This is a genomic window from Sorangium sp. So ce204 (assembly GCF_051526795.1).
Taxonomy (GTDB): domain Bacteria; phylum Myxococcota_A; class Polyangia; order Polyangiales; family Polyangiaceae; genus Sorangium; species Sorangium cellulosum_B.
In genome coordinates, this window is the sequence record NZ_CP150317.1 from 1,517,990 (window position 1) to 1,540,931 (window position 22,942).

Genomic DNA, 22,942 nt, shown 5'->3' on the forward strand with positions numbered 1-22,942 from the left:
CCTCCGCCAAGAAAAGCCCGCCGCAGCGGCGGGTGCGGTACCGCCGAGCGAAGGGAACGAAGCGAGGCGGGAAGGGTGACGAGGCGTCCGAGCACCTCGTAGTAGCGGATGAAGCGGGGGAACCGTCCCGAGGGACCCCGTGGAGCGAAGGGGGTGCCGGGACATGGAGCTGCTGGAGGGAAAGATGAAGGAGACACCGGGCTCCCAAAACATCTCCACGAAACTCGAGCGGATAGCGAAGCTGGCGAGGGAAGCGCCTGGCGTGGCGTTCACGACGCTCGCGCACCACATCGACGTCGAGTGGCTGCGCGAGGCGTACCGTCGCACGCGCAAGGACGGCGCCGTGGGCGTGGACGGGCAGACCGCGGACGAGTACGCGGCGCATCTGGAGGACAACCTCCGGTCGCTGCTTGAACGCGCGAAGTCCGGCACGTACCGCGCGCCGCCCGTGAGGCGGGTCCTCATCCCGAAGGGCGACGGGACGCAGATGCGGCCCATCGGCATTCCGACCTTCGAGGACAAGGTCCTGCAACGCGCGGTCGTCATGGTGCTGGAGGCGATCTACGAGCAGGACTTTCTACACAGCTCGTACGGCTTCCGGGGGGAGCGTTCTGCGCATCAAGCGCTGCACGCGCTCCGTGACCAGGTGATGCACATGGGCGGCGGCTGGGTCCTGGAGGTCGACATCCGGAAGTTCTTCGACACCCTCGACCATGGCCACCTCCAGGAGATCCTTCGCCGAAGGGTGCGCGATGGGGTGCTGCTGCGGCTCATCGGCAAGTGGTTGCATGCGGGCGTGCTGGAGTCCGGGGCCGTGTCCTTCCCGGAGTCTGGCTCGCCTCAAGGCGGCGTGGTCTCGCCACTGCTGTCGAACGTCTACCTGCACGGGGTACTGGACGTGTGGTTCGAGCAGGAGGTGAAGCCGCGACTGCAAGGCCGCGCGTTTCTCATCCGGTACGCGGACGATTTCGTCCTGGTGAAGCCGACGAACAAGAGGAAGAGACGGCATGCGCCGTCGTGGGGCTCGATCACGCGCTGACAGGCCCGGTGCGGCCATAGGACAGCCTTCGCAGCAGCGCCTCCGCCGGGCCGCGGTAGCCTGTGCGGCGCATCCAGTCGGCCAGCAGGATCGAGGCGATCCACAGGGCGACGGCGACCACGCAGCTCGCGGCGAAGCCCATGTCGTCCCTCAGGTCGAGCGTGAACGGGTAGAACAGCGCCACCCACACCACCGACTGGAACAGGTAGAACGTCATTGACCGCTGGCCCAGCGCGGCGAGGGCCGCGGTGAGGCGTCCATGGTCGCGTCCGAGCCTGATCGCGACGAGCCCTGAGGCGGCGGCCATGCCGAGACCGCCGGCGTATCCGGTCAGGGCGTGCGCGCCGGCGACTGTCCAGCGGTTCGATGTCGTCCACACGCCCGCCAGCTGCAGGGCCATGGGAGACCTGCCGATGACGGACACGGCCATCAAGATCGCGGTGACACGCAGCAGGAACCTCGCATGGCGCTCCGGTTCGTGGAGCATCCGGCGCCTGGCGGCCCAGATGCCCAGCAGCATGTCCGGCACCACCACGATGGGGGAGACAGCCGTCTTCAGCGGCCAGAGCGGGAGGCCGGCGAGGACGTGAGCGCCGTAATCGGGGGCCATGAGGTGCGCCATGGTCATGGGCGCGCCCATGGCTGCGGCGGTCTGCGCTGTCACGCTCTGCCACGAGAGCAGCAGTGTCGCGGGGACGAGCATGAGGGCGCTGGTCCACCACAGGACCGAGTCCCGGGTCCGGACCAGCGGCGCGAGCAGGAGCAGCGTCAGGCCGTAGACCGCAATGATGTCGAACGGCACGAGCAGGGTCGAGTGCGCGAAGCCGACGACGATCAGCCAGAGACTCCGGCGCCGCAGCAGCTTGCGGATCGAGGCCCAGTCGCTGCCCCGCGCGCGCTGCCGCTCGGTCAGCTGTCCCAGCGCGTAGCCGAAGAGGAACACGAACATGACGCGCGCCTGGTTCTCGGCGACGAGGGATCGGATGAACACGGCGATCGTGTTGAGCGCTTCCGGCCCGAGATCCCAGCGGCTGACGAACGCCGGCGCGTGGGACACGGCGACCAGCAGCAGCATGAAGCCACGGGCGATGTCCGGCGCCAGCGACCGACTGGTCACGTCCGTGGGAGCTTGGGTGTTGATGGCAAGGTCCATGAACGTCACCCACAGGCCGGAGCCCGGCTGCGCCGCCTCGGGAAGCGGGCGGAGCACGCCGGCCCCTCGCCGTGGCCCTTTGAACAGTCGCGAACGCTACGTTGCGTCTCATGGATCGTCAATGGACGATCCATGGATTTGGTGCGCTGTGCGGCGAATTTATGGTGAATATTGCAATGGTCTTGTCGATGAATGCAACGATCGGGCAATCGGCGTTGCAATGTGCTGAGGGTGAACGCACACTGGGCTGGACCAGCGACCCACAGGAGGGCGGGCGAGGATGCCGGGAGGCAGGTTGAGCGACCAGGACCGCCGGGACATCGCGTCAGGGCTGGCCGAGGGGCTCGGGTACGCCGAGATCGCCAGGCGGCTGGGCAGGCCGACGTCGACCATCAGCCGGGAGGTGGCCCGCAACGGCGGGCCCGCCGGCTACCGGGCGGAGCACGCCCATGAGGCCACCGGGCGGCGCGCCCGCCGGCGCAGGCCGGCCCCGCCCCCGGAGCAGCGGGGCGCCGCCGGCGCCGACGGGCGGGACCCCGAGGCGGTGCGCGGCTATATCGAGCGCTTCTCGACGCTGATGGTCCAGACAGGGCTTCCACGGATGGCGGCCCGGGTGCTCGCCTCCCTGTTCACCACCGACGCGGGCGCCTTGACCGCCGTCGAGCTGGTCGCGCGATTGCGGGTCAGCCCCGCGTCGGTGTCCAAGGCCATCGGTTATCTGGAAGGGATCGAGCTGGTCCGGCGCGAGCGCGGCGCGCGGCGGGGCGAGCGCTACGTCTTCGACGACGATGTCTGGGTCAGGTCGTGGATGTCGAGCGCTCGCGCGAACGCGATGTGGGCGGATGCCGCCCGTGAGGGAGTCGAGATCTTCGGGGCCGCCACCCCCGCCGGCGCCCGGTTGGGCCAGATGGGCCGATTCTTCGCGCGCCTCAGCGACGACATGGCCGGCGGCCCTACGGGAGCCGCCGTCGGTGACGCGCTGACGGTGCTGGCCGCGCTCGTGCACGCGAGCGCGCCGCTCACCGTCCAGCAACTGGCCACCGCGCTGGGCTGGTCCACGGACCGCGTCGCGAGCGCCCTGCGCGACGCCGAACAACACCCGGACGTGACCGATCCGGTCGCCCTCCAGCGCGTCGAGCCTGGCAGCTTCACCATCAACGCCAGGCTCGACCGGCTCACCGCGGCGCAGCGCGAGGCCCTGAGCGCGCGCCGCGCCACGTAGTCGGCCTGGAGCCCCTCGCGCCCCATGAGCTTGAGGGGGCGGTGGCGACGAGGCGCACGGTCTCCTGGGATCCTTCGTCATTGAGGTCGCGAGGAGCACCGCACGTGTCGTGCAGCGAGAACATAACGAAGCCTGCTTGTCCAAGCGAAGCCTGCTTGTGACGTCCTCTCAACGAGGCACGGCGGCTCGCGCGCCCCCGGTGGTGCCGCGAGCCACCACCAGACATGGAGGCGCGCCCCTCCAGCCCCGCGTCCCTCGCGCCGCGCCGCGGCCAGGATCTCGGCTGAAGCAGCCTTTCCCGCCCGCCCCGCTCCCCTCGTCGGCCCTGGTACGGCTCGTGCGAGTGTCCGCCTGGTACCGGCACGAAAGAAGCCGCGCGACGCTCGCTGCAACGACCAAGGAGATACGATGCTGCCCACGAACACGACCCACAAGACCCGCTCCCTCGTCCTGTCCCTCACGATGGCCGCCGGCCTGGCCGTCGCCGCGTTCTCGTCCCCTGCCGCGGCCGGGCCGCTGCTGCCGACGCTCTCCGGATGGGGCGTGCGCGGCCATGCCAGCTTCATGGGCTCGGTGAGCCAGCAGGTCGATGGCTCGCTCAGGGGGCATTTCACGATCATCATCCACAATCCCGGCGAAGCCCCCGTCACCTGCCGCTACCTGCGCTTCCGTCCTCATACCGTGAGCGGCGGAAGCTGGAGCTTCGATGGCCATGGCACGTGCTGGACCTCGGGCGGCTCGTTCGCCGCGGCGAACCGCTTCACCTTCTCCGACCTGGGCAGCCCAGGCGCGGGCGTCGACGCCGTCGACGTGAACTACTACGGCGCGGTCGGCGTCGCGATCCCCGGCGGCTTCTTCGATGACGGCGACATCGTCTATACCCCTTGATGCCATCCGCAATCCAGCGGGCGTGTCACGCCGCGCCGGCGCTCGCGCCGCTGTGTCGGTCGCGCGATCGGTATCATCCCGAGCGCCGCGCCGGCGGCGCGACGCTCTGCTCCCTCGCCGCGCGGCACGCGGCTCACACCGCCGTCGCCTCGAACTCGCCGAGGATGAAGGTCGCCGCGACGGCGGGCTCGAAGAGCTCGGCGCGCACGGCGCGGTACTGCGGGTCGGCGAAGAACCGCTCCTGCGCCGCGCGGTCGGGGAACAGCAGGGTGAAGACGCGGTTGATCCGCTCATCCCCCTTCAGCACGCGCGCCACGACGAAATCGTGGCCGAACGCGCCGCCATGGGACAACAGGATCGGCATCATCCCGGCGCGGTAGCGGGCGTAGGACGTCTCGTCCGCCAGCTGGAGCCCCACCAGGAGCACGTGCTGCCGGCCCTCAGCGCCCATGGGAATAACCTCCATCCACGTCGAGCGTCGTGCCCGTCACGAAGCCGGCCCTGGCCAGGAACAGCGCCGCTTCCGTCGTGTCCCGCACCTCGCCGACGCGCTGCAGCGGGTGGATCGAGGCCAGCGAATCGGCGCCTTCGCCGATGAGCGGCGTGCGGATGATGCCGGGCGCCAGCGTGTTCACGCGGATGTTGTGGGCGGCGAGCTCGGCGGCCAGCGAGACGGTGAGCGCGTGGACGCCGCCCTTGCTGGCCATGGCGGCCGAGGCCGGCATCCGCGCCATGGCCTGCTGGACGAGCACCGTGCCGATATTGATGATCGAGCCCCCGCCGCCCTCGATCATCAGCGGAACCGCCGCCTGCGTCATCAGGAACGTCCCCTTCACGTTGGTGGTGAAGAACCGCTCCAGGTCCTCCTCGGTGCTCTCGAGGAACGGCTTCACGCCGAAGATCCCGGCGTTGTTGATCAGCACGTCGACGCCGCCGAAGCGCTCGCGCGCGGCCGCGGCGACGGCCCGCGCCGTGGCCCGATCCCCCACGTGGCCCGGCACGGCGACGACGCGCGCCCCGCCGTCGAGGCTCCGCCGCGCCTGCTCGAGCTTCTCCGGGTCGCGGCCGTTCATGACGACGCTCGAGCCCTCGGCAAGGAAGCTCCTGGCGAGGTCGAGGCCGATACCGCTGCTGGCGCCTGTGATGATGACACGATCGATCCTGGTGGACATGGAGTGTCGTTCCTTTCGCGCAGACAACCTAGGACCGCCCCTCGAACCAAGAAAGTGGTATGTTTCTATCGACACCATAACTACAGGTTCTGATCCCGCGGGCCCCGCCATGACCTACGATCAGCTCGTCGCCTTCCTCGCCGTCGCGGGCGAGGGCACGTTCAGCGCCGCGTCCGCGCGGCTGCACAAGTCCCAGCCGGCCGTGAGCAAGCTGGTGCGCAACCTCGAGCGCGAGCTGGGGATCGAGCTGTTCGATCGCCGGGAGTACCGCGCCACGCTCACCGACGCCGGCCGCCTGTTCCACGAGCGCGCCGCGGCCGTCATCGAGGGCACCGAGGCGCTGCGCAGCTTCGGCATGCGCCTCTCGGGGAAGGCGGAGCCGATCGTGCGGCTCGCCGTCGACGCGGTGACGCCGCTCGGCCCCATCATGGACATCTTCCGGGGGCTGCAGGCGCGTCATCCCCTGGTGCGCATCGAGCTCGGCACCGAGCGGCTCGCGGGCACCGCCGACGCGCTCCGCGAGGACCGCGCCGATCTCGCCGTCGCCACGAAGCTCGGGATCGACGGCTCAGCCGTGGAGGCGGCGCGCTTCTGCGATGTGCGGGTGATCCCGGTGGCGCGCTTCGATCACCCCCTCGCGACCTGCGGCGCGCCGGTCCCGCCCGCGCTGCTGCGGGCGCACGCGCAGATCATCCTGCGCGACAGCGCGAGGGCGAGCGCCTCGCCGTCCCTGAACGTGCTGGAGGGCGGCCTGCGCTGGACGGTCACCGACGTCGCGGCGAAGAAGGAGGTCCTCCTCGCGGGCATGGGCTGGGGCGGGCTGCCCGAGCACGTGGCCGCCGGCGCGCTGGCGGCGGGCGAGCTCGTGGCGCTGCAGGTCCCCGAGTTCGAGGCCGACACCATGGAGCTGTTCGTGATCCGCCGCCGCGATCGCCCGCACGGCGTCGTCGCGCAGGCGCTCTGGGAGGCGCTCGGGCGCTGCGGTTACGGCGCCGGGGCGCCCGCGGCGGCCGGGAAGGCCCCGCGCCGCCGGAAGAGGGGTTGAGAGCGGTTGAGGGCCGCGCCGGCCGGACCTCCGGCGGCGGAGCGCGCTCGCCAGGCGGGTCGACGCCATGCCCGTCAGCGCCGGCCGAGCCGACTGGCACGCTGCCGCCGGGTCACGCCTCTCCACGGCAGATCGCTCGGATGATCTCGCGCGTGTGTCCGCGCAGCCATGCGTGCGCCTTGTCGCCCTCGCAGCGCTGGTGCCACAGCTGGATGATCCTGATCTCCGGCGCGTCGAGCGGCAGCGGACGGGTGCTGAGGCCCAGCGCCCGCACGATGGGACCGCAGACGCGCGCCGGCAGCGCGACGAGGAGGTCGCTCTCGCGGGCGAAATGGATGGCCGCCGCGCACGTGGGAGCCGCCGCGACGACGCGCCGCCGCAGCCCCAGCGCCTCGAGCGCCTCGTCGATCGGATCGCGCAGGCGGCCACGGCGCGAGACGATGACGTGGAGCGCCTCGGCGTAGCGCCTGGCGGTGAGCCGGCCGCGCGCGAGCGGGTGGGCCCGGCGGAGGGCGACGACGACGCGATCTTCGCCGACCTGCTCCCCACGGATCTCGGGGAGCGCGGGCTCCGTCGAGCCGATCTCGAGATCCACGCGCCCGTGGCGCAGGTCGTCCGTATCTCCCGCGGGCTCGGCCAGGAGCCGGACCTTCACGAGAGGCGCCTGCTCCTGCACCGCTCGCAAGAGCCGCGTGCCGAGCGCCGTCGTCAGGGCGTCGTGGCAGCGGACGGTGAAGGTCCGATCGAGCCTCGCCAGGTCGAGCTCCCGCTCGGGCGCGAACACCGCGCGCGCTCGCTGGACGATGGCCTGGACCTCCTGTCGCAGGGCCAGCGCGCGGGGCGTGAGCGCCATCGTCCGGCCGGCGCGCACGAGGATCGGGTCCCCCGTGGCGTCCCGGATGCGCGCCAGCGTTCGGCTCATCGCGGGCTGGGACAGGTGCAAGCGGGCCGCCGCGGCGCTGACGCTCCGCTCCTCGAGCAACGCGTCCAGGGCCGGCAACAGGTTCAGGTCCACATGCATGGCGGTAATTATTCCTCATATCAACTATGCATTGGACGGTATGAGTCGTCCAGGGTTTATTCATCCGCGCGGTGGGCCAACGGTTCACGAGCACGCGCACGCGCACGCGCACGCGCACGAACACGCGCACGAACACGAACACGAACACGAACACGCGCACGCGCACGAGCACGAGCACGAGCACGCGCGGGCCGCTCGTCCGAGGAGGATTCATGTCGATTCATTCCGAGCAGATGAACAACGATGCGATGTGGCGAGACCGGAGCGCGGGCCGCGCGGAGGACGAGCCCCTGCTGCCCGCGGTCGTCGCGGCGCTCTCCGCGGCGGGCGAGCGGCTCGTCGGTCGCTTCTCGACAGAGCCGCGCCCGAGGAGCCGAGAGGACATCTTCGCCGCGCTCGGCGAAAACGATGCTGTCTCCCTCGAGGCGCTCCGCGAGCCCTTGTCGCGCGCTCGCCCGGAGGCCCGGTGGGTCGAGGACGAGCTCGAGTGCGGGCCCCTCCCGCCGGGGGAGTGGTGGGTCACCGACACGGTCGAGGGGAACATCAACCACGTGCACGGGATGGCGGACTGGTGCGTCACGGCGACCCTCGTCCGCGACAACGAGCCGGTCCTTACAGCGGTGCACCTGCCCTTGACCGGCGACACGTACACCGCCCGGAAGGGCGCGGGCGCGTACCTCGGGACCAGGAGGATCCGCGCGTCGCCGAAGACGGCGCTCGGCGCTGCCTTCGTCGGGACCGGCCAGGCGAAGCCGGACGAGGACGACGAGACGTACCGGCGGATTGGCATGTCCGTCACCGCGATGCTCGGAAGCGCGCTCGTCCTGCGCGTCTCGGTCCCGGCCACCCTCCAGCTCGTTCAGGTCGCGGCCGGCCGGATGGACGTCTTCTGGCAGTACAGCCAGATCCGCTCCGGGCTCGTCGCGGGGGCGCTGCTCGTCGCGGAGGCCGGGGGCACGGTCACGGACACACGCGGGGAGCGCTGGAGCCTCGCCAGCGAGGACTTCCTGGCCGCAGCGCCCGGGCTCCACGCCGGCGCGATCGGCGTCCTGTCGACCATCCGATGAGAGGAGGAGGCTGAACATGGATCAACGCATGGGAAACATTGGAATCCTCGGGTCGGGCCGCGTCGCCACGGTCCTCGCCAACAAACTCGCGGGCGCCGGGCACGCCGTCACGATCGGCACAAGGGACCCGGCGCAAGCGGCGCTGAAACGGTCGGGAGCGCGCGTCGAGCTCAGGGATCACGCGGAGACAGCGCGCCTTTCCGCGATCGTCATCAACGCCACCCCCGGGGACACGAGCGTGGAGCGGCTCGGCGCCCTGCGCGACGCGCTGAAGGGAAAGATCCTCGTCGACGTCTCCAACGCGACGCTGCGCGGCCGCGACGGCCTCCCCGGCAGCCTGCTTTACCCGAACGGCAGCGTCGCCGAGCGCCTGCAGGCCGCGCTGCCCGAGACGGCCGTTGTCAAGACGCTGAACACCATGCTGTTCACCGTCATGGCCGATCCAACGAGCCTGCGCGCCGCCCCGACCGCGTTCCTCTCCGGCAACGACGAGGGCGCGAAGGCGGTCGTCGGACGGTTGCTCGGCGATCTCGGCTGGCCGGCCGACTGGATCGAAGATCTCGGAGACATCGAGACCGCTCGCGGCCCCGAGGCGGTCGCCTTGCTCGTCCCCTCCGTGCTGCGAAGGCGAGGGCTCGCGCCCTTCGCCCTCGCGCTCGCCCGGTAAACGCGGCGACGCCCATCGCGGTTCTGGAGCCCAATCCCTCTTCGTGACCGGGGCTTCGCGAAAGCACCCATCCGGTGTGAACGCTCATCTCGAGAAAAATTGCAGCCGACGAGAAGCGCCGTGTTCATGTGATTTTCGCTGCAGAACGGAACGCGTGCGCACCGGGCGGCAACACGTCCTGAAGAATCAAATCATGTCGCCGTCACTGGAATCACGGGGCCGCAGGGACGGTACCGACGGCTCCTGTGCGGTCGAAGGGGAGGGATCCGCTCTCAATTTCCTGGCGATTGAAGAGCGCTCGTTGTCTAATCGCAGGACTTCAGCGCTCCCAGCGCTGGTGAGGAGCGACAACGATGTCCAGACCCTCGCGTCACCAGCCTGCGCGCCGTCGCGGAGGCGCTCGGTGGGCCGCGCCGATCGCGCTGGTCCTCGCCGGCGGCTGTACGGGATCCGTGGGCGAGCCGGGCGCCGGTTCCGGCTCCAGCTCGGGCTCCGGCAAACCTGGTACCGACGATCCCATCGGTGTTTGCCGGGCCGACACGGTGTACCCCGGGCGAGCGCCGCTCCGGCGGTTGACGCGCTTCGAGTACAACAACACGGTTCGCGACCTCCTGGGGGACACGACGGAGCCCGCCTTCTCGCTGCCGAGCGAGGATATCGGGAACGGCTTCGGCAACGACGCGGACACGCTGTCTGTCTCGAGCCTGCTCGCCGAGCAGCTGGGCACCATCGCGGAGGGCATCGCCCAGCGCGCGACAGCGACGCCGGAGGCGCTCGGGACGCTCGCCCCGTGCGCGGGCGACGTGACGGCGGCGAGCGAGGAAGCGTGCGCGCGCACGATCGTCGAGGACCTCGCGGCGCGCGCCTACCGCCGGCCGCTCCAGGCCGGCGAGGCGGACGAGCTCCTCGCGCTGTACAGCGTCGGGCGAGAGGACGCGACGTTCGCCGCCGGCATCGCGACGGTGATCGAGGCGGTGCTCCAGTCGCCCGATTTCCTCTACCGCGTCGAGTGGGGCGCGCCCGATCCCGCGCGCCCGGCGCTCCGCCGGCCGACGGGCGACGAGATGGCGACGCGGCTCTCGTACCTGTTCTGGGGCACGATGCCCGACGAGCAGCTGCGCTCGGCCGCGCGGGCGGGGGAGCTCGCGACGAAGGAAGGCGTGCGCTCGCACGCCGAGCGCATGCTCGACGACCCTCGGGCCCGGCCCGTCGTGCGGTTCTTCTTCGACAGCCTGCTCCCCATCAGCAGCCTCGCGGATCTCGAGCGGGACGCGGAGGCCTTCCCGACCTTCTCTCGCTCGCTCGGCGCGCTGATGCGTGAGGAGACGCAGCGGTTCCTCGAGCACGAGATCTTCGAGGAAGGCGGCACCTGGCCGTCCATCCTGACCGCCCCGTACACGTACATGAACGGCCCGCTCGCGGCGTTCTACGGCGTCCCCGGCGTGACGGGCGACGCGTTCCGGCGCGTGGAGCTCGATACGACCCAGCGCCTCGGGCTCCTCACCCAGGCGGGGGTGATGGCCGGGACGACGCACTCGAACATGACGAACCCCGTTGTCCGCGGCTCCTTCGTGGTCCAGAAGCTGATGTGCCACGTGATCCCGCTCCCCACGGGCGACATCCTGGAGAAGGTGAAGCCGCCGGACCCGTACACCGGCAAGACGGCGCGGGAGCGCTTCAGTCAGCACAGCGAGGACAAGGTCTGCGCGACGTGCCACCAGTTCATGGATCCGGTCGGCTTCTCGTTCGAGAACTACGACGCTGTCGGGCTGTTCCGCACGACCGAGAACGACGTCGCGATCGACGCGAGCGGCTCGGTGCCGGGCACGGAGGGGACCGTGAGCGGGCCGATCGAGCTGGTGCGCAAGCTCGCCGAGGCGGAGGACGTGCAGAGCTGCTTCGCGACGCACTGGATCGAATACGCCTACGGCCTCACGCTGCGCGCCGAGGACAGGTGCACACGAGAGGCCGTCACGGCCGCCTTCAAGACGTCCGGATACAACGTGAAGCAGCTCCTCATCGAGCTCACGCAGACGGACGCCTTCCACACCATGGCTCCCCGGGAGGAGTGACGATCATGTCGACATTTCGCTTGAACCGGCGTGCCTTGCTGCGAGGTGCTGGCGGCATCGCCATCGCGCTCCCGTGGCTGGAGATCATGGGCGCCGAGCCCACGGCGCGCGCGCAGGCCGCCCCCGCGAAGCGCTTCCTCGCCGTCTACACGCCCGGCGGGACCGTGATGGACCGCTGGCGGCCGACGGGCTCCGAGACGAGCTTCACGCTGAGCCCCATCCTTTCGCCGCTCGCGCCGGTGCAGAGCCGGCTGCTCGTCGTCGACGGCCTCGACATGAAGAGCGGGCTCGGCGAGCAGCACCAGGCGGGGATCATCGCCTGGCTCACGGGCACGCCGCAGGACGGCGCGGCGGGCCGCGCCTACGGGAGCGGGCCGTCGATCGATCAGGTGATCGCCTCCCGGATCTCCGGCGGGCAAAAGGCGAAGGCGAGCCTCGAGATCGCGGTGCGCTGGGCGACGGGGAAATCGCACGGCCTGCTGTCTCCGATGAACATCGCGAATTTCGAGAACGACGCGCCCTACAGCCCGATCCCGCCGCGCATCGATCCGGTGGAGATCTTCACCGATCTCTTTGGCACGCTGAACCCCGGCGCCGACAATGACGCCGCCCGTCGCCTCGCGCGGAAGCAATCGATCCTCGACTTCCTCGACCGGCGCTACTCCGCCCTGTCCTCGCGGCTCGGCGCCGCTGACAGGCAGAAGATCGATCAGCACCTGACGAAGATCCGCGAGATCGAGGAGAGCCTCAGCAAGGCGCCGACCGCTGCGGGCGCCTGCCAGGCGCCGGCGAAGGTCGACACGTCCGACTACAACCCGCGCACGGGGCGCAACTCCGCCGACAACGGCTCGATCAAGGACACGTCGACCGACGCGGCGATCCCCAAGGTCGGCAAGCTCATGACGGACATGCTGGTGATGGCGCTCGCCTGCGACATCACCGCGGTCGGCACCCTCCAGTGGAGCGACACCGAGGCGAAGCACACCTTCCCCTGGCTGAACCTGAGCGAGCACCACCATTACTACCAGCACGACGGCGGCTTCAGGCCGGCGGAGTGCGAGCTCATTTGTAACTGGTACTCGAAGCAACACCTCTATCTCCTGCAGGAGATGGAGAAGGTCGACATGGGCGGACACTCGCTTCTCGACGAGAGCGTCGTCTTCTTCGGCTCCGAGCTCTCGGATCCGCCGAGCCACAAGAAGACGAACATGCCGTTCCTCCTGGCCGGCGGCGGCGGAGGTCTGCGCACCGGGCGCTGGCTCCGGTACAAGAACCTCCCGCACAACAACCTGCTCGTCTCGATCTTGAACCTGTTCGGCGACACCCGGACAACGTTCGGCACCCCGGAGCACTGCACCGGGCCGCTCACGAACCTGACATAGCAGCGAGAACGAGGCGCGTCCGAGCAAAACCGGGCGAGCCGCTTGGAGGCACCACGCAGCGGGCAGACAAGAGGTCCAGCGGGCTGGAGCGCCTCATCGCGCCTTTGGCGAGTAAATCTCTGTTGAGTGTTGACCCCGGCTGCGGCACGCTCGTCCTTCGATGCACAGGGGGCAGCTCTTCGGCGGCCGCTTCGAGCTGGTGGACCGCGCGGGCACGGGGGGAATGGGGACGGTGTGGCGCGCGCTGGACCGGACGACGGGTCGACCCGTGGCGCTCAAGCTCCTCACCCGCGTCAGCGAGCGCGATTCGGCGAGGTTTCGTCACGAGGCGCGCGTGCTTGCGGGGCTCTCGCACCCGCACATCGTGCAGTATGTGACGCACGGGCTCGAGCCTTCGGGCGAACCTTACCTCGTGATGGAGTGGCTCGACGGCGAGACGCTCGCCGACCGGCTTGACGGGGCGGGCCTGAACCTCGAAGAGAGCCTGCTCGTCGCCCGTCGCGTCGCGAGCGCTCTCGCAAAGGCCCATGCGCTCGGCGTCGTTCACCGGGACATCAAGCCGAACAACCTGCTCCTGGTCGGTGGCGAGGTCGAGCAGGTGAAGGTGCTCGATTTCGGGATCGCGTGGCAGCCAGGAGCGACGAGGCGCCTGACGCAGACAGGATCGATCCTGGGGACCCCCGGGTACATGGCCCCGGAGCAGGCACGCACGGAGCGCGAGGTGGGCCCGCCGGCGGACGTGTTCGCGCTCGGGTGTGTGCTGTTCGAGTGCTTGACCGGCACGCCTGCATTTCAGGGCGAGCACCTGATGGCGCTGCTCGCGAAGCTCCTCTTGGAAGAGCCGCCGCACCTGATCGAGCTCCGGCCGGACGTGCCCCCTTGGCTCGCCGACCTGGTCGCGCGGATGCTCGCGAAGGAGCCTTCGGAGCGCCCGGCCGACGGGGCGGCCGTGATAGAGGCCCTCGTATCGCTGGGGTCGGACGCGGAGCCGCGCAGCCGCGCCGAGATAGGCGCTGGTTCCCGAACGATCACCCGCATGGAGCGGCGGCTCGTATCCATCGTGGCGGTGGCCTCGGCTCATGGCCAGTCCGCCGTCGAGGCCCGGACGGCTCCCGCCGGCGAGGTGAGGACCACCGGAGCGACGAGGCCCGCCCAGGACGCGTCGCGGGGCCTCGTCGAGGCGGTGAAGCGCGCGGCGGTGCCGCTGGGGGCGCGGGTCGAGGAGCTCGTGAACGGCGTCGTCGTGGCGGCGCTCCTGAGCGAGGGCAGCGCGACGGATCAAGCGGCGGCGGCGGCGCGTTGCGCGCTCTGGGTGAGGGCGGCGACGGACGCCGCGATCGTGCTGGTGACGGGCCGCGCCGAGGCGACCCACCGTCTGCCCGTGGGAGAGGCCCTGGAGCGGGCCGCGGCGTTGCTCGATGAGACACGCGAGCTCGAGGGACGAGGCGCGCTGGTGCGGATCGACGACGTGACCCGAGCGCTGCTGGACCCGCGCTTTCAGGTCGTCGAGGAGGCGGGCCGCTTCCTGCTCCAGGACCTGCGGCAGATCGGGGACGAGCCTCGCACTCTCCTCGGTAAACCGAGCCCTTTTGTCGGTCGAGACCGGGAGCTCCGCAGCGTCGTCGACCTGATCGAGGAGAGCTTCGAAGAGCGGCGCCCGGTCGCGGTCCTGGTGACGGCGCCCCCTGGCATGGGCAAGTCGCGCCTGCGGCAAGAGATCGTCCGCGCGATCCGGGGGCGTCACCCCGATGTGGCGCTCGGGTTGGCCTGCCCCGACGCGATCGGCGCAGGCTCGCCCTTCGCGATGCTGTCGGAGGCGCTGCGCGGTTCGCTCCAGATCACGGCCGGCGAGCCGCTCGCGGCCCAGCGGGAGAAGATAAAGCACCTCGTCTCCGTCTCCCTGTTCCATGCGGGTGAAGAAGCCCCGCATATCGCGGAGTTCCTGGGGGAGCTCGCGGGCGCGCCGTTTCCGGACGAGGACAGCCCTCGCCTGCGCGCCGCCCGGCAGAGCCCGCAGCTCATGGCCGAGCAGGTGGAGGCGGCGTACGTCGCGCTCATCTCCGCCGTGGCGAGCACCCGGCCCGCCCTCCTGGTCCTCGAGGATCTCCACTGGGGAGACGCGCCCTCGATCAAGATCGTCGACGCGGCGCTGCGCGAGCTCGACGATCGGCCGTTTGCGGTGATCGCGTTCGCGCGGCCATCGGTGCACGAGCTCTTCCCGCGTCTGTGGGCGACGCGCAACGCCCAGCAGATCCGCCTCAACGAGCTCTCGCGACGCGCGGCGACAGAGCTCGTGCAGAGCGCGCTCGGCGCGGCCGTGGAGCCCACCCAGGTCGCGGAGATCGTCGAGCGGTCGGGAGGGAACGCGTTTTACATCGAGGAGCTGATCCGCGCGGTGGCCGAGGGGCGGGGGGCGGCGCTGCCCGACACCGTGCTGGGCATGGTGGAGGCGCGCCTCTCGGCGCTCGCGCCCGAGGCGCGGCGGCTCCTCCGGGCGGCGAGCCTGTTCGGCGAGGTCTTCTGCAAGGGGGAAACAATTTCCACACGCAAAAATAATACTGAGTAGTTTCGAGTAGTTGGCTTCTTTGTCCGGTGGGGACGGCGGCTAGCGGGCGGAGGTAGGGAGGCTGCGCGGGCAATCGGGCCGCGTCTGTGCGGCGCTGGTGGTCGCGGGTCGTCAAGGGCGCGGCTTCGGATCGCTGCGCCTGGGGCACGCGCTCGGGGCTGTGGTCGTTCACCAGCCAGCAGCTCAACGAGGAGGAACACGGCACGGCCGCCGTCGAGTGCATGGCACCGGAGCCGATCAGCGTGGTCCCTCGCCGCGGCGCGGGCGTGGGTCGGGGGGCCGCTCCACGCCTAGCCGGCGTCGAGGTTCCCGGGCACGAACTCGGGGCCGCCGTCGTCCACTTGGGCACGCTCAGGGCCGTCGCTGATCGAGGCGAATGTCGGCCGGCTCGGCGCAGTGGCTCTCCACCTGGCCGAGCGCAGGAGCGACGCTGGCAAAGGGCGAGCGTGGCGCCGTCGCCCATCTGGCCGAGTACAGGAGGGGTGCCAGCGACGAGGCGCGCGGGCGCGAGCTCGGCGCGGCCCCTCTCCGCCGCTGCGGTCGTGGAGGTCGAAGCGCATGCCGAGAAGCACGGTGCGGCCGCCCAAGTCAAGCGGAACAGTGTACCCGTCCGGCGACCTGAATGCTGTCTTGGAGCCTCTGCGCTGCGTAGAGATCCGCGCCGGAGGTGTGGATGGAGGAGAGCAGACGCATCTGGCGCGATCAGGTGGCTCGCTGGCACAAGAGCGGGCAGTCGGCCCGCGTGTTCGCGGAGCAGGAGGGGGGAGCGCAGGCACGCAGCACCGATCTTGCTGTGCTCGGCCGATCCGCGGTTGTCAGCGACGCACAGACTGTATCCTGAAAGACCCTGCGGCCCCTACGAACTCGAAAGTCCCTTGCTGTCATCTCGTGTTCTCGGAACGCTCTCTCGTGGTGCCTCATCACAGGGGGCCATTAGGTATACCCCTCTCATGAGTCCGCGTATCTTTGGATCCCTACGCACGCTCGCGGTGTAGAACGCAAAATAATCACGAATGCGCCTGTCGACGAACTCGTCGATACGGAGAAAGACCTCGCGATCGGTGCAGAAGTCATAACTCCTCCCCCAGCCCCGCAAAATGCTACTCAGTCTATTCAGCGTAGGGACGAACGACAGGTTCCTTCTGTATGCCACGGCAGGAGTTCTCATCGTCTGCTTGCTGACGCTCAGCAGTCGATCTATCTTGGAAAATAATTCATTTATCTTCTTTCCGCTGGGCCTGACGCACTCTCCGTCGATCTCGCAGCCGAGGAATTCGAACGGCTTGTCCGTGTGCCCTCGATGCCCCTTGCCCTCGTCTTCCCACGGATCGTAAGCATCGAGGCCATACTGCTTCAATATTCGCAAACTGGACAGAAACGCCTTGCGAACGCTGTCGCGAGAAGGGCCGAGGACGATGAAGTCGTCTATGTAGCGAAGGCAGACAATCTTTCTGGCGTTGAGCTCGTCGTCGAATTTGCGAAGAAGAGCGTTCCCCACAATGGTTGATAAGCTGCAACCCTGAGCGACGCCGGTCTCGTCAAGTGGAAATAAACTGGCGTGCTCTCCCAGCGTGGGCAAATTGTCGAGTTCGGTGGTCGCTGCGTCTCGCAATATCTTGCGAAACTCTTCGTCTGCGATGTGTTCCTCTATGATGCTGAGCGCAGTGTCTCTCGGAATATTTCGATAAAATTCCTTGATGTCGGACGATGCGTAGTATTTGGAGCCGTTGGCCACCGCCTCCTGCGCACATTTGATGGCGTGCTTGACGGCGCGTCCTTTGATTCCGCCGAAGCTAGTTGGCGTGTTCAGGAATTCTTGATGTATGCTGGGCTGCTCCTGCAACACGTCGAGGATTGCGCGCTGCACAATCCTGTTGCGAACAGAGGCAACGACTATTGGTCGAGGTTTCTTGCCGGCGCGCCTCTTCGCTATCCCATGTCCAGGGTCGAACTTGAATGTGCGCGCTCGCAGCTCTTTCTGGATTCGATCCAGATTCCGCTGCTCTTCGGCGTAGAATTTCTCTATTTCATCCCTAGTCTCTAAGGACAAGGATGTCCGTCCTGTGGACAAAACATGCTTCCATGCCTTGTACAGGACGCGCCGGCTTTTTAGCCTTTCATACAGCTGTGTAGGGTCTCGTCGCGCTGAGGCCATCGGTGAGTTCGCTCAGCTGCTCTGAAGGGGCGCCCCCAGGTTCTCGGCGCGGATTCGAGCCCACACCGACGCCGGCAGTCCCCGTTTGACGGTGGCTGACGGCCCCCACCTCCCGGTCAGCAGCCACTGGGGCCCCGACCAGGAACAGGCAGAGTGACAGGAGCGTGGTGATCACGCCAACGACTCGCGACCATCGACGGGTCGTGCTGACCCGAATGTGCGTGCAGGACTTCACAGGTGTCCTCCGGTTCAATTTACCAGCTTTTCGGCCATCTGTCAAGGTCGATGCACGCCCGCCGGCCTCCGCCCGATGCTTATGCCTGCTGACCGTCCGATGGCTCCCTCGCGAGGAACGAACTCCGGTCTTGTTGCGCAGAGCAGCTGAGCAGAGGTCGCCCCCAGGTTCTCGGCGCGGATTCGAGCCCACACCGACGCCGGCAGTCCCCGTTTGACGGTGGCTGACGGCCCCCACCTCCCGGTCAGCAGCCACTGGGGCCCCGACCAGGAACAGGCAGAGTGACAGGAGGCGATCTGAGGCTAAGGATTGGAATTTTCCTGTCAAGGCTACCGTGAGGACGCGGAACAAGTGCGTTCTTGTCCTACTATCTGCGCGTTACCGGGGCGAGGGGGCGGCTGGCCTTCGGGCGGCGTCGGGACGCTTCACCGGCTACTGGTCCTCTTCGTCGGGTGCGAGTTCCCCCCTCCTGCACGGCCTGTCCGCCCGTCAGCGCACAATCCACGTCGCTCCGTCGCTCACCAGCCGGCTGGTGACGTAGGGGTACGGGTTGCGCGCGACCTGCTGGTCGGTGCTCGCGAGGATCTCGATCGCCTGTAGGCGGCCACGCAGATCCGAAGGAATTCGACGCGCACTGGCTTTCTGGGACAGCCCGCCCGTAAGGTCGCTGGCGTCGGCGTGACAAAAAGGAAGAGGGCCCAGGTTGCCGCCTGAGCCCTTGCTCCGGAGTGGTCGCAGGGTCGAGATGGACGCCGGCGCGCGGGGCCGCCTCCACCTGGTCGAACTCGGAAGCGGCGGCCGGTGCCCTTGGAACCATCGCCCGTCGACAAAGGTGCGCTCGGCGAAGTCAAGCGCCATCGTGCGCGACGCCGCGGATTTACGGGCGAGGGTCGTTCGCCAACCAAATGGTTGACGAACACGCCCCGATACTGAACAGCGGCCGCCCGGCCCGGTCCTGGACCAGGGCGCCGGCAGGTCGTCCGTCCGGGCTGTCCAGGTTCGAGCTCCAGTAGGCTGCTCAGCGGTCGGATACCTACGAAAACGCGAAAATAAAGGAATCGTACGGGCGCACGCACGTGCCGGTCTTCTCAATCAAGGCGTCCCGGGGTAGTAGAGCGAGCGCGGGTAGCGAATGCGCTCTGGTCGTGTTGTTTCGCAATCGCGTGGAGGCGGAGCATGTACGGATATTCAAAGTGGACGCGTTTGAGCGGAGACGGGCGAGAAGAAGCGTTCGTGCCTGATGGTGTTGATACTTATGTTCCTGTTGCTCAGGTGCGTGGTCTGAGCGATGTAACACTCTGGTTGTCCAAGGTTGCGGAATCGACGTGGGCGAAGAAAGAGCACGTTGTCGAGCTCGCGATACTGCTGATTCGCCATGTGGAGGGTCTGCAAGAGCTTGAGGCCAAGCGGTCGGCGGACAAACGGATGGCTGCGAGAAACGCCGAATCCTTGTTGGCGGGTGCGGCGGCAAGAGCAGCGGCGGGCGTGCGTGCTCAGCGTCTAGCGGCCGAGGTAGGTAGCAGGATTCAGTTTGGTACCAAGTGGGGTAAGTGGACTTACGAGAACACTCGTCAAGGTCCAAGTGTTGTTTACAACTCGGGCTACTACTCTATCGAGTGTACACAGATTCCGACGCCTGAGGAGGTGGGGCACATGGTAGAGCACCTGACGCGCAAGGATTGGCTCGATGCGCAGGATATCGCTGACGCCGTAGAAGCTTTGGTCGCGTGCTTTGCCGATGCTAGTTGCCAGGAGGTCGTCGGTCGGACGACGGACGGTCTGAACATCGAGGGGTGCCTCCGCCGCGTGAAGGAAGGGCTGGAGGCAGCTGAGAGCGTCAGTCGCGTTGTCCGGGCGGCTGAAGGTGAAGACGCCGCAGAAAGTGCGTTCGGCGCCGCGGGGCTGGGCGTCCGAGGAGTGGGTTCCGAGGCGCAGATCCTCGTCGACCTGGGACAAGACGCCACGGAGGAGGACACCGCAGAGAGCGCGCTCAGCGCCGTGGGGCTGGGCGTCCGAGGAGCGGGTTCCGAGGCGCAGATCCTCGTCGACCTGGAACGGGACGCCACGGAGGAGGATGCCGCAGAGAGCGCGCTCGGCGCCGCGGGGCTGGGCGCCCGAGGAGTGGGTTCCGAGGCGCAGATCCTCATCGACCTGGGGCAGCAGGACGGCCGAGAGGAAGACATCAAAGAGAGCATCCGTCGCATGAGGGACGGGCTGGCCGTTGCGGAATGCGTCCGCCGCTTGACGGAAGAGGTGGACGTCGAGGAGAGCATCCGTCGCATGAGGGACGGGCTGGCCGTTGCGGAAAGCATCCACCGCGCGGCGGGCTAGACGAGCGCTGGCGGCCTCGTCGCCGGCGAGGTCTTCAGCGTCATCGGCGTTGGGCCCTCGAGCACGAGGCCGCATCGATGTCGTCGTCCACCCTGGCCGGGCGCGGAGCGGCCGTGCGGGTCGAGGGCGACGTCGGGCGCTGGTGACTGGACACCGGTGCTCAGCGCCGGCGAGCTCGGGGCCGGCGCCGTCCACCTGTCGAGCTCGGCCACGTCGCCGGCGGGTCCTCGAGCGCGGGCTCGGCGCCGCGGCCTGGCTGAGCGCGGAGCGGCCGCGGCGCCGAGGAGGACGCCGGCGAGCTCGGGGCCGTCGATGCCCTGTCCGGCGCGGAGCGGCCCGCGAAGATCGAGGGACATGTCGGGGGCTGGTGACTGGCCGTTCGTCGACCGGTCAGCCTATATGGCGTCCATGACTCCGCAGGGCAGCCTAGTCGCAGCGTTTGCCGTGGTTCTACCTGGAGGAGTAATCCGGGCCCGTAGGGAGGGAGGCGCCTGCTTACGGTCGGCGAAGTTGGACGTCGTGCGTTCAGGGGTGCAAACTTCGCTCATGGGAAACGAGTTCGAGTTCGTGCGCCACGTTTCGATTCCTGGTGACCGTTATAAGGTGGTGATCGGCGACCCACAAGACGAGGTGGTCGTCGCTGAATCGCTCCCCATCGGCCCTGCGGAGAAGCTTGTCGTAGATTTGCGAAGGGTCGTCGGTGGTCACCTTGACGTGTACATCCAGAACTGGTGCCGAGAGTATAAGGCGAATCACAGTGACGTAATCGAATATGCCCCTGATGACGCCGTTGACATTGTCGATGACTACGTGAAGAGGCGTAAGGCACAGTTTTCCAAACGTCCGTTTGGAAAGTGCTGCCAAGCGACGGTAAGTGAAATCAAGTCTACCCTCCGGACAAGTCGCTGAAGCAGGAGGGGAACACGGACCCCATCAGGCGCGGTCCTCCCCGCCGTCGAGGCCCGCGAGCTCGGGACCGGGCCCGCGTCCTAATCGACCGCGGAGCGGCCGCGGGGCGAGATGAACGCCTGCGAGCTCGGGCTCGAGGCCCGTCGGTGTCTACCTGGCCGGGGCGCGGAGCGGCCGCGCAGGTCGAGGGCGAATCGGGCCCTGGTAACTGGCCGTTCGTCGACCAGTGGTTGACGAACACCCGGACCACTGAACGGACCGCTCCGCGTCTCTCGGCGCGTTCGCCTACTACATTCCCAAGTTGCCTATCCGCCCCATTGTTCGAAGCCGGAGCGTCGGCCTAGCCGAGGACCCTCCGGAGTCGCTTCGCCGTGGAACGCGCAAGGCTAACACCAGGGTGTAATTCCCTTTCATAGCCCGACTTTTGTGAGTTCGTTATGCTTGCGTCCATGGCGAGTTCGTGTGCCGCGAGCAAGTGCAACAGCCGACCGGCGTTAGACAATTCATGAACGTGGACGTGTCCGGCCATGTCGTCGCGCAGGACGTCGATTCGCCACTTCGAGCCTTCCGTATCCGGCACGTAGGACAGTATCCGGATCGGGTCTCGCGTCGTTTTTGCAAGGGCTCAATCGAGCATACTGCGCAGTTCTTCCAGTTCATCGGCGGCAAGATCGCTCAATAACCGCACGGAGCCGCGGAAGAACGAGTCGGGCTTGTTCGCGGGGTCGCGGAGGTACTCCAACGCGAGGGCGGCGAGCGGGACCGTGCTCGTTGAGTCAACCTGATCCATCAACGCGCGAACGGAGCGCATGATCGTCTCGCGCACGGCCGGCTCTTCGGCCCTAGATTCGAGGATGCCGGCGACTTCCTCACGCGAAATGTCATCATCGCATGCCCAGCGTTCCCTGAGGGTGTTCCAGAAGCGTTCGGCCTCGATCCGCTTCCAGTTCATCGCGGTCCAAAAGACGCCCGCAACTGCGAACGGCAGAACGGTGGCGAGGGCCATGACCCCGGGGTTGTTGGCGAATGCGGCGGTTGCCGCAGTGCTCGACATCTTCGCAGCCTCGAGCGCGTACGTCGCCGCCGCATCGGTGCCCGTTTCTACGATGTCCTTGACGGTGTCACCGCGCCAGTCGTTCTTTTCGTCGGCCATGTTGGTGCTCCTCTGGGGACGGCATCATCGGCGATCTCGCTGTCGGCGGCGACTCCGGCGGGAGCCACAAGCGCCAGCCTCGATCCTGCTCGCGGCACCAGTGTGCCCCCTCACTCGATGGCGCCGCCGTGGTGCATGATAAGCGGGGCTTATCGCGCACCAGCGGCGCGGCTGCCGGCTCGCGGCGCGCGTGGGCGAGCTCGGGAAGGCCAGCGGCGGCGGCCGGAGGGGTCCGGTAGCGAGGCCGGCCCAGCGCGGCGCCCGAGCTCACGCTCGAGCTGCGCGTCGTGAGGACCGCGTCGGCGCCGACGAGATCGCAGCAACGAGGGCCTTGTCCGGCTTGTGCAACGACCGTTGCCGCTGTAGCCTGTCGGTGAGCATCGCGTCCCGCGTCCGATCGGTGAAGACCGCGGCCCCATGATCGGCGGCGTTCACCGTTCACCGCCGGTCCCCACGCCGATCTGGGCCACGCTCGCCTCCGCGGCGTAGACGTTACGCCCGCCGAAAAGTCGAAGGCCCGAGGGCTGCCACCCTCGGGCCTTCTGGAGCTCCGCGTTGCCGGAGTCCCCCACCTTCATCACAAGCCGGGCTCCAGGTCCAGAAAGCGGCGTCATGGAGCCCGTTGCCTTCGTCCGCCTACCGCCTCGCCCACTGCGCCCGCTGCCGCGTCCAGCTTCGCCTCTGCCGTCGCTGCGATCGCGGCCAGCGCCTCTGCCCCGACTGCCGCCCGCTCCAGCGTCGTGAGTCGCTCCGCCGCGCCGGCGCGGCCTACCAGACGCAGCTTCGCGCTCGCCGCCTCCATGCCGCTCGCCAGGCCCGGTATCGGGACCGGCAGCGGGACAAGTTCTCCGCGCAGAAAGTGACG

The 22,942-nt window shown here is 68.5% G+C and carries 20 protein-coding genes; 12 read left to right on the top strand and 8 right to left on the bottom strand.

Going from position 1 to position 22,942, the window contains the following annotated elements; translation table 11 throughout:
* Positions 1 to 184 precede the first annotated feature (184 nt).
* The gene (locus tag WMF22_RS05520; protein ID WP_438035091.1) at positions 185 to 1,039 is read left to right on the top strand and encodes a reverse transcriptase domain-containing protein; all 855 of its coding nucleotides are present in this window, start codon (positions 185 to 187) and stop codon (positions 1,037 to 1,039) included.
* Here the strand turns inward: WMF22_RS05520 and WMF22_RS05525 are convergent.
* A complete protein-coding gene (locus tag WMF22_RS05525; RefSeq protein ID WP_438035092.1) occupies positions 1,029 to 2,192 on the bottom strand; it encodes a DUF418 domain-containing protein in 1,164 nt (387 codons plus the stop codon). The genes WMF22_RS05520 and WMF22_RS05525 overlap by 11 nt on opposite strands.
* A gap of 110 nt (positions 2,193 to 2,302) precedes the next feature.
* On the opposite strand from WMF22_RS05525, the gene WMF22_RS05530 reads away from it, so the two are divergent.
* The 3 genes from WMF22_RS05530 (at position 2,303) to WMF22_RS05540 (ending at position 4,302) form a co-directional block, all read left to right on the top strand.
* Complete coding sequence (locus WMF22_RS05530; RefSeq protein WP_437298063.1) at positions 2,303 to 2,491, top strand: hypothetical protein; 189 nt, start codon at positions 2,303 to 2,305, stop codon at positions 2,489 to 2,491.
* Positions 2,473 to 3,414 (top strand): helix-turn-helix domain-containing protein, encoded by a 942-nt coding sequence (locus WMF22_RS05535; protein WP_438035093.1) that lies wholly within the window; start codon positions 2,473 to 2,475, stop codon positions 3,412 to 3,414. The genes WMF22_RS05530 and WMF22_RS05535 overlap by 19 nt, the downstream gene beginning before the upstream one ends.
* Before the next feature lie 408 nt (positions 3,415 to 3,822).
* The gene (locus WMF22_RS05540) at positions 3,823 to 4,302 is read left to right on the top strand and encodes a hypothetical protein (RefSeq protein ID WP_437298065.1); all 480 of its coding nucleotides are present in this window, start codon (positions 3,823 to 3,825) and stop codon (positions 4,300 to 4,302) included.
* Positions 4,303 to 4,435: 133 nt separating this feature from the next.
* Here the strand turns inward: WMF22_RS05540 and WMF22_RS05545 are convergent, their stop codons facing one another.
* A complete protein-coding gene (locus tag WMF22_RS05545; RefSeq protein WP_437298066.1) occupies positions 4,436 to 4,753 on the bottom strand; it encodes a DUF1330 domain-containing protein in 318 nt (105 codons plus the stop codon).
* A complete protein-coding gene (locus WMF22_RS05550; RefSeq protein ID WP_437298067.1) occupies positions 4,743 to 5,474 on the bottom strand; it encodes an SDR family NAD(P)-dependent oxidoreductase in 732 nt (243 codons plus the stop codon). The genes WMF22_RS05545 and WMF22_RS05550 overlap by 11 nt, the downstream gene beginning before the upstream one ends.
* Before the next feature lie 109 nt (positions 5,475 to 5,583).
* Here WMF22_RS05550 and WMF22_RS05555 point away from each other — a divergent pair, with 109 nt between their 5' ends.
* On the top strand, positions 5,584 to 6,519 hold the full coding sequence (locus tag WMF22_RS05555) for a LysR family transcriptional regulator (protein ID WP_438035094.1): 936 nt from the start codon (positions 5,584 to 5,586) through the stop codon (positions 6,517 to 6,519).
* A gap of 112 nt (positions 6,520 to 6,631) precedes the next feature.
* Here WMF22_RS05555 and WMF22_RS05560 read toward each other — a convergent pair whose 3' ends face one another.
* Positions 6,632 to 7,540 carry a LysR family transcriptional regulator gene (locus tag WMF22_RS05560; RefSeq protein ID WP_438035095.1) on the bottom strand — a complete coding sequence of 303 codons (909 nt, stop codon included), beginning with the start codon at positions 7,538 to 7,540 and terminating at the stop codon, positions 6,632 to 6,634.
* Between the two features lie 212 nt (positions 7,541 to 7,752).
* Between WMF22_RS05560 and WMF22_RS05565 the strand changes: the two genes are divergently transcribed.
* The 5 genes from WMF22_RS05565 (at position 7,753) to WMF22_RS05585 (ending at position 15,294) form a co-directional block, all read left to right on the top strand.
* Positions 7,753 to 8,607, top strand: a complete 855-nt coding sequence (locus WMF22_RS05565; protein ID WP_437298070.1) for an inositol monophosphatase family protein — start codon at positions 7,753 to 7,755, stop codon at positions 8,605 to 8,607.
* A gap of 28 nt (positions 8,608 to 8,635) precedes the next feature.
* Complete coding sequence (locus tag WMF22_RS05570; RefSeq protein WP_438035096.1) at positions 8,636 to 9,274, top strand: NADPH-dependent F420 reductase; 639 nt, start codon at positions 8,636 to 8,638, stop codon at positions 9,272 to 9,274.
* A 353-nt stretch (positions 9,275 to 9,627) separates the two neighbouring features.
* On the top strand, positions 9,628 to 11,346 hold the full coding sequence (locus WMF22_RS05575) for a DUF1592 domain-containing protein (protein WP_438035097.1): 1,719 nt from the start codon (positions 9,628 to 9,630) through the stop codon (positions 11,344 to 11,346).
* 5 nt (positions 11,347 to 11,351) lie between these two features.
* Entirely contained in the window at positions 11,352 to 12,728 is a 1,377-nt protein-coding gene (locus WMF22_RS05580; protein ID WP_438035098.1) for a DUF1552 domain-containing protein, read from the top strand.
* 160 nt (positions 12,729 to 12,888) lie between these two features.
* Positions 12,889 to 15,294, top strand: a complete 2,406-nt coding sequence (locus WMF22_RS05585) for a protein kinase domain-containing protein (protein WP_438035099.1) — start codon at positions 12,889 to 12,891, stop codon at positions 15,292 to 15,294.
* 856 nt (positions 15,295 to 16,150) lie between these two features.
* Here WMF22_RS05585 and WMF22_RS05590 read toward each other — a convergent pair.
* Positions 16,151 to 17,344 carry a reverse transcriptase domain-containing protein gene (locus tag WMF22_RS05590; protein WP_438035100.1) on the bottom strand — a complete coding sequence of 398 codons (1,194 nt, stop codon included), beginning with the start codon at positions 17,342 to 17,344 and terminating at the stop codon, positions 16,151 to 16,153.
* Positions 17,345 to 18,860: 1,516 nt separating this feature from the next.
* Here WMF22_RS05590 and WMF22_RS05595 point away from each other — a divergent pair.
* Positions 18,861 to 20,015, top strand: coding sequence for a hypothetical protein (locus WMF22_RS05595; protein WP_438035101.1), 1,155 nt, complete (start codon positions 18,861 to 18,863; stop codon positions 20,013 to 20,015).
* Here WMF22_RS05595 and WMF22_RS05600 read toward each other — a convergent pair.
* Positions 20,012 to 20,371 carry a hypothetical protein gene (locus tag WMF22_RS05600; protein ID WP_438035102.1) on the bottom strand — a complete coding sequence of 120 codons (360 nt, stop codon included), beginning with the start codon at positions 20,369 to 20,371 and terminating at the stop codon, positions 20,012 to 20,014. The genes WMF22_RS05595 and WMF22_RS05600 overlap by 4 nt on opposite strands.
* Before the next feature lie 190 nt (positions 20,372 to 20,561).
* Between WMF22_RS05600 and WMF22_RS05605 the strand changes: the two genes are divergently transcribed.
* Positions 20,562 to 20,924 (top strand): hypothetical protein, encoded by a 363-nt coding sequence (locus WMF22_RS05605; RefSeq protein WP_438035103.1) that lies wholly within the window; start codon positions 20,562 to 20,564, stop codon positions 20,922 to 20,924.
* Positions 20,925 to 21,549: 625 nt separating this feature from the next.
* Here WMF22_RS05605 and WMF22_RS05610 read toward each other — a convergent pair.
* On the bottom strand, positions 21,550 to 22,077 hold the full coding sequence (locus tag WMF22_RS05610) for a hypothetical protein (protein WP_438035104.1): 528 nt from the start codon (positions 22,075 to 22,077) through the stop codon (positions 21,550 to 21,552).
* A 431-nt stretch (positions 22,078 to 22,508) separates the two neighbouring features.
* On the bottom strand, positions 22,509 to 22,655 hold the full coding sequence (locus WMF22_RS05615; RefSeq protein WP_438032198.1) for a hypothetical protein: 147 nt from the start codon (positions 22,653 to 22,655) through the stop codon (positions 22,509 to 22,511).
* Positions 22,656 to 22,942 lie beyond the last annotated feature (287 nt).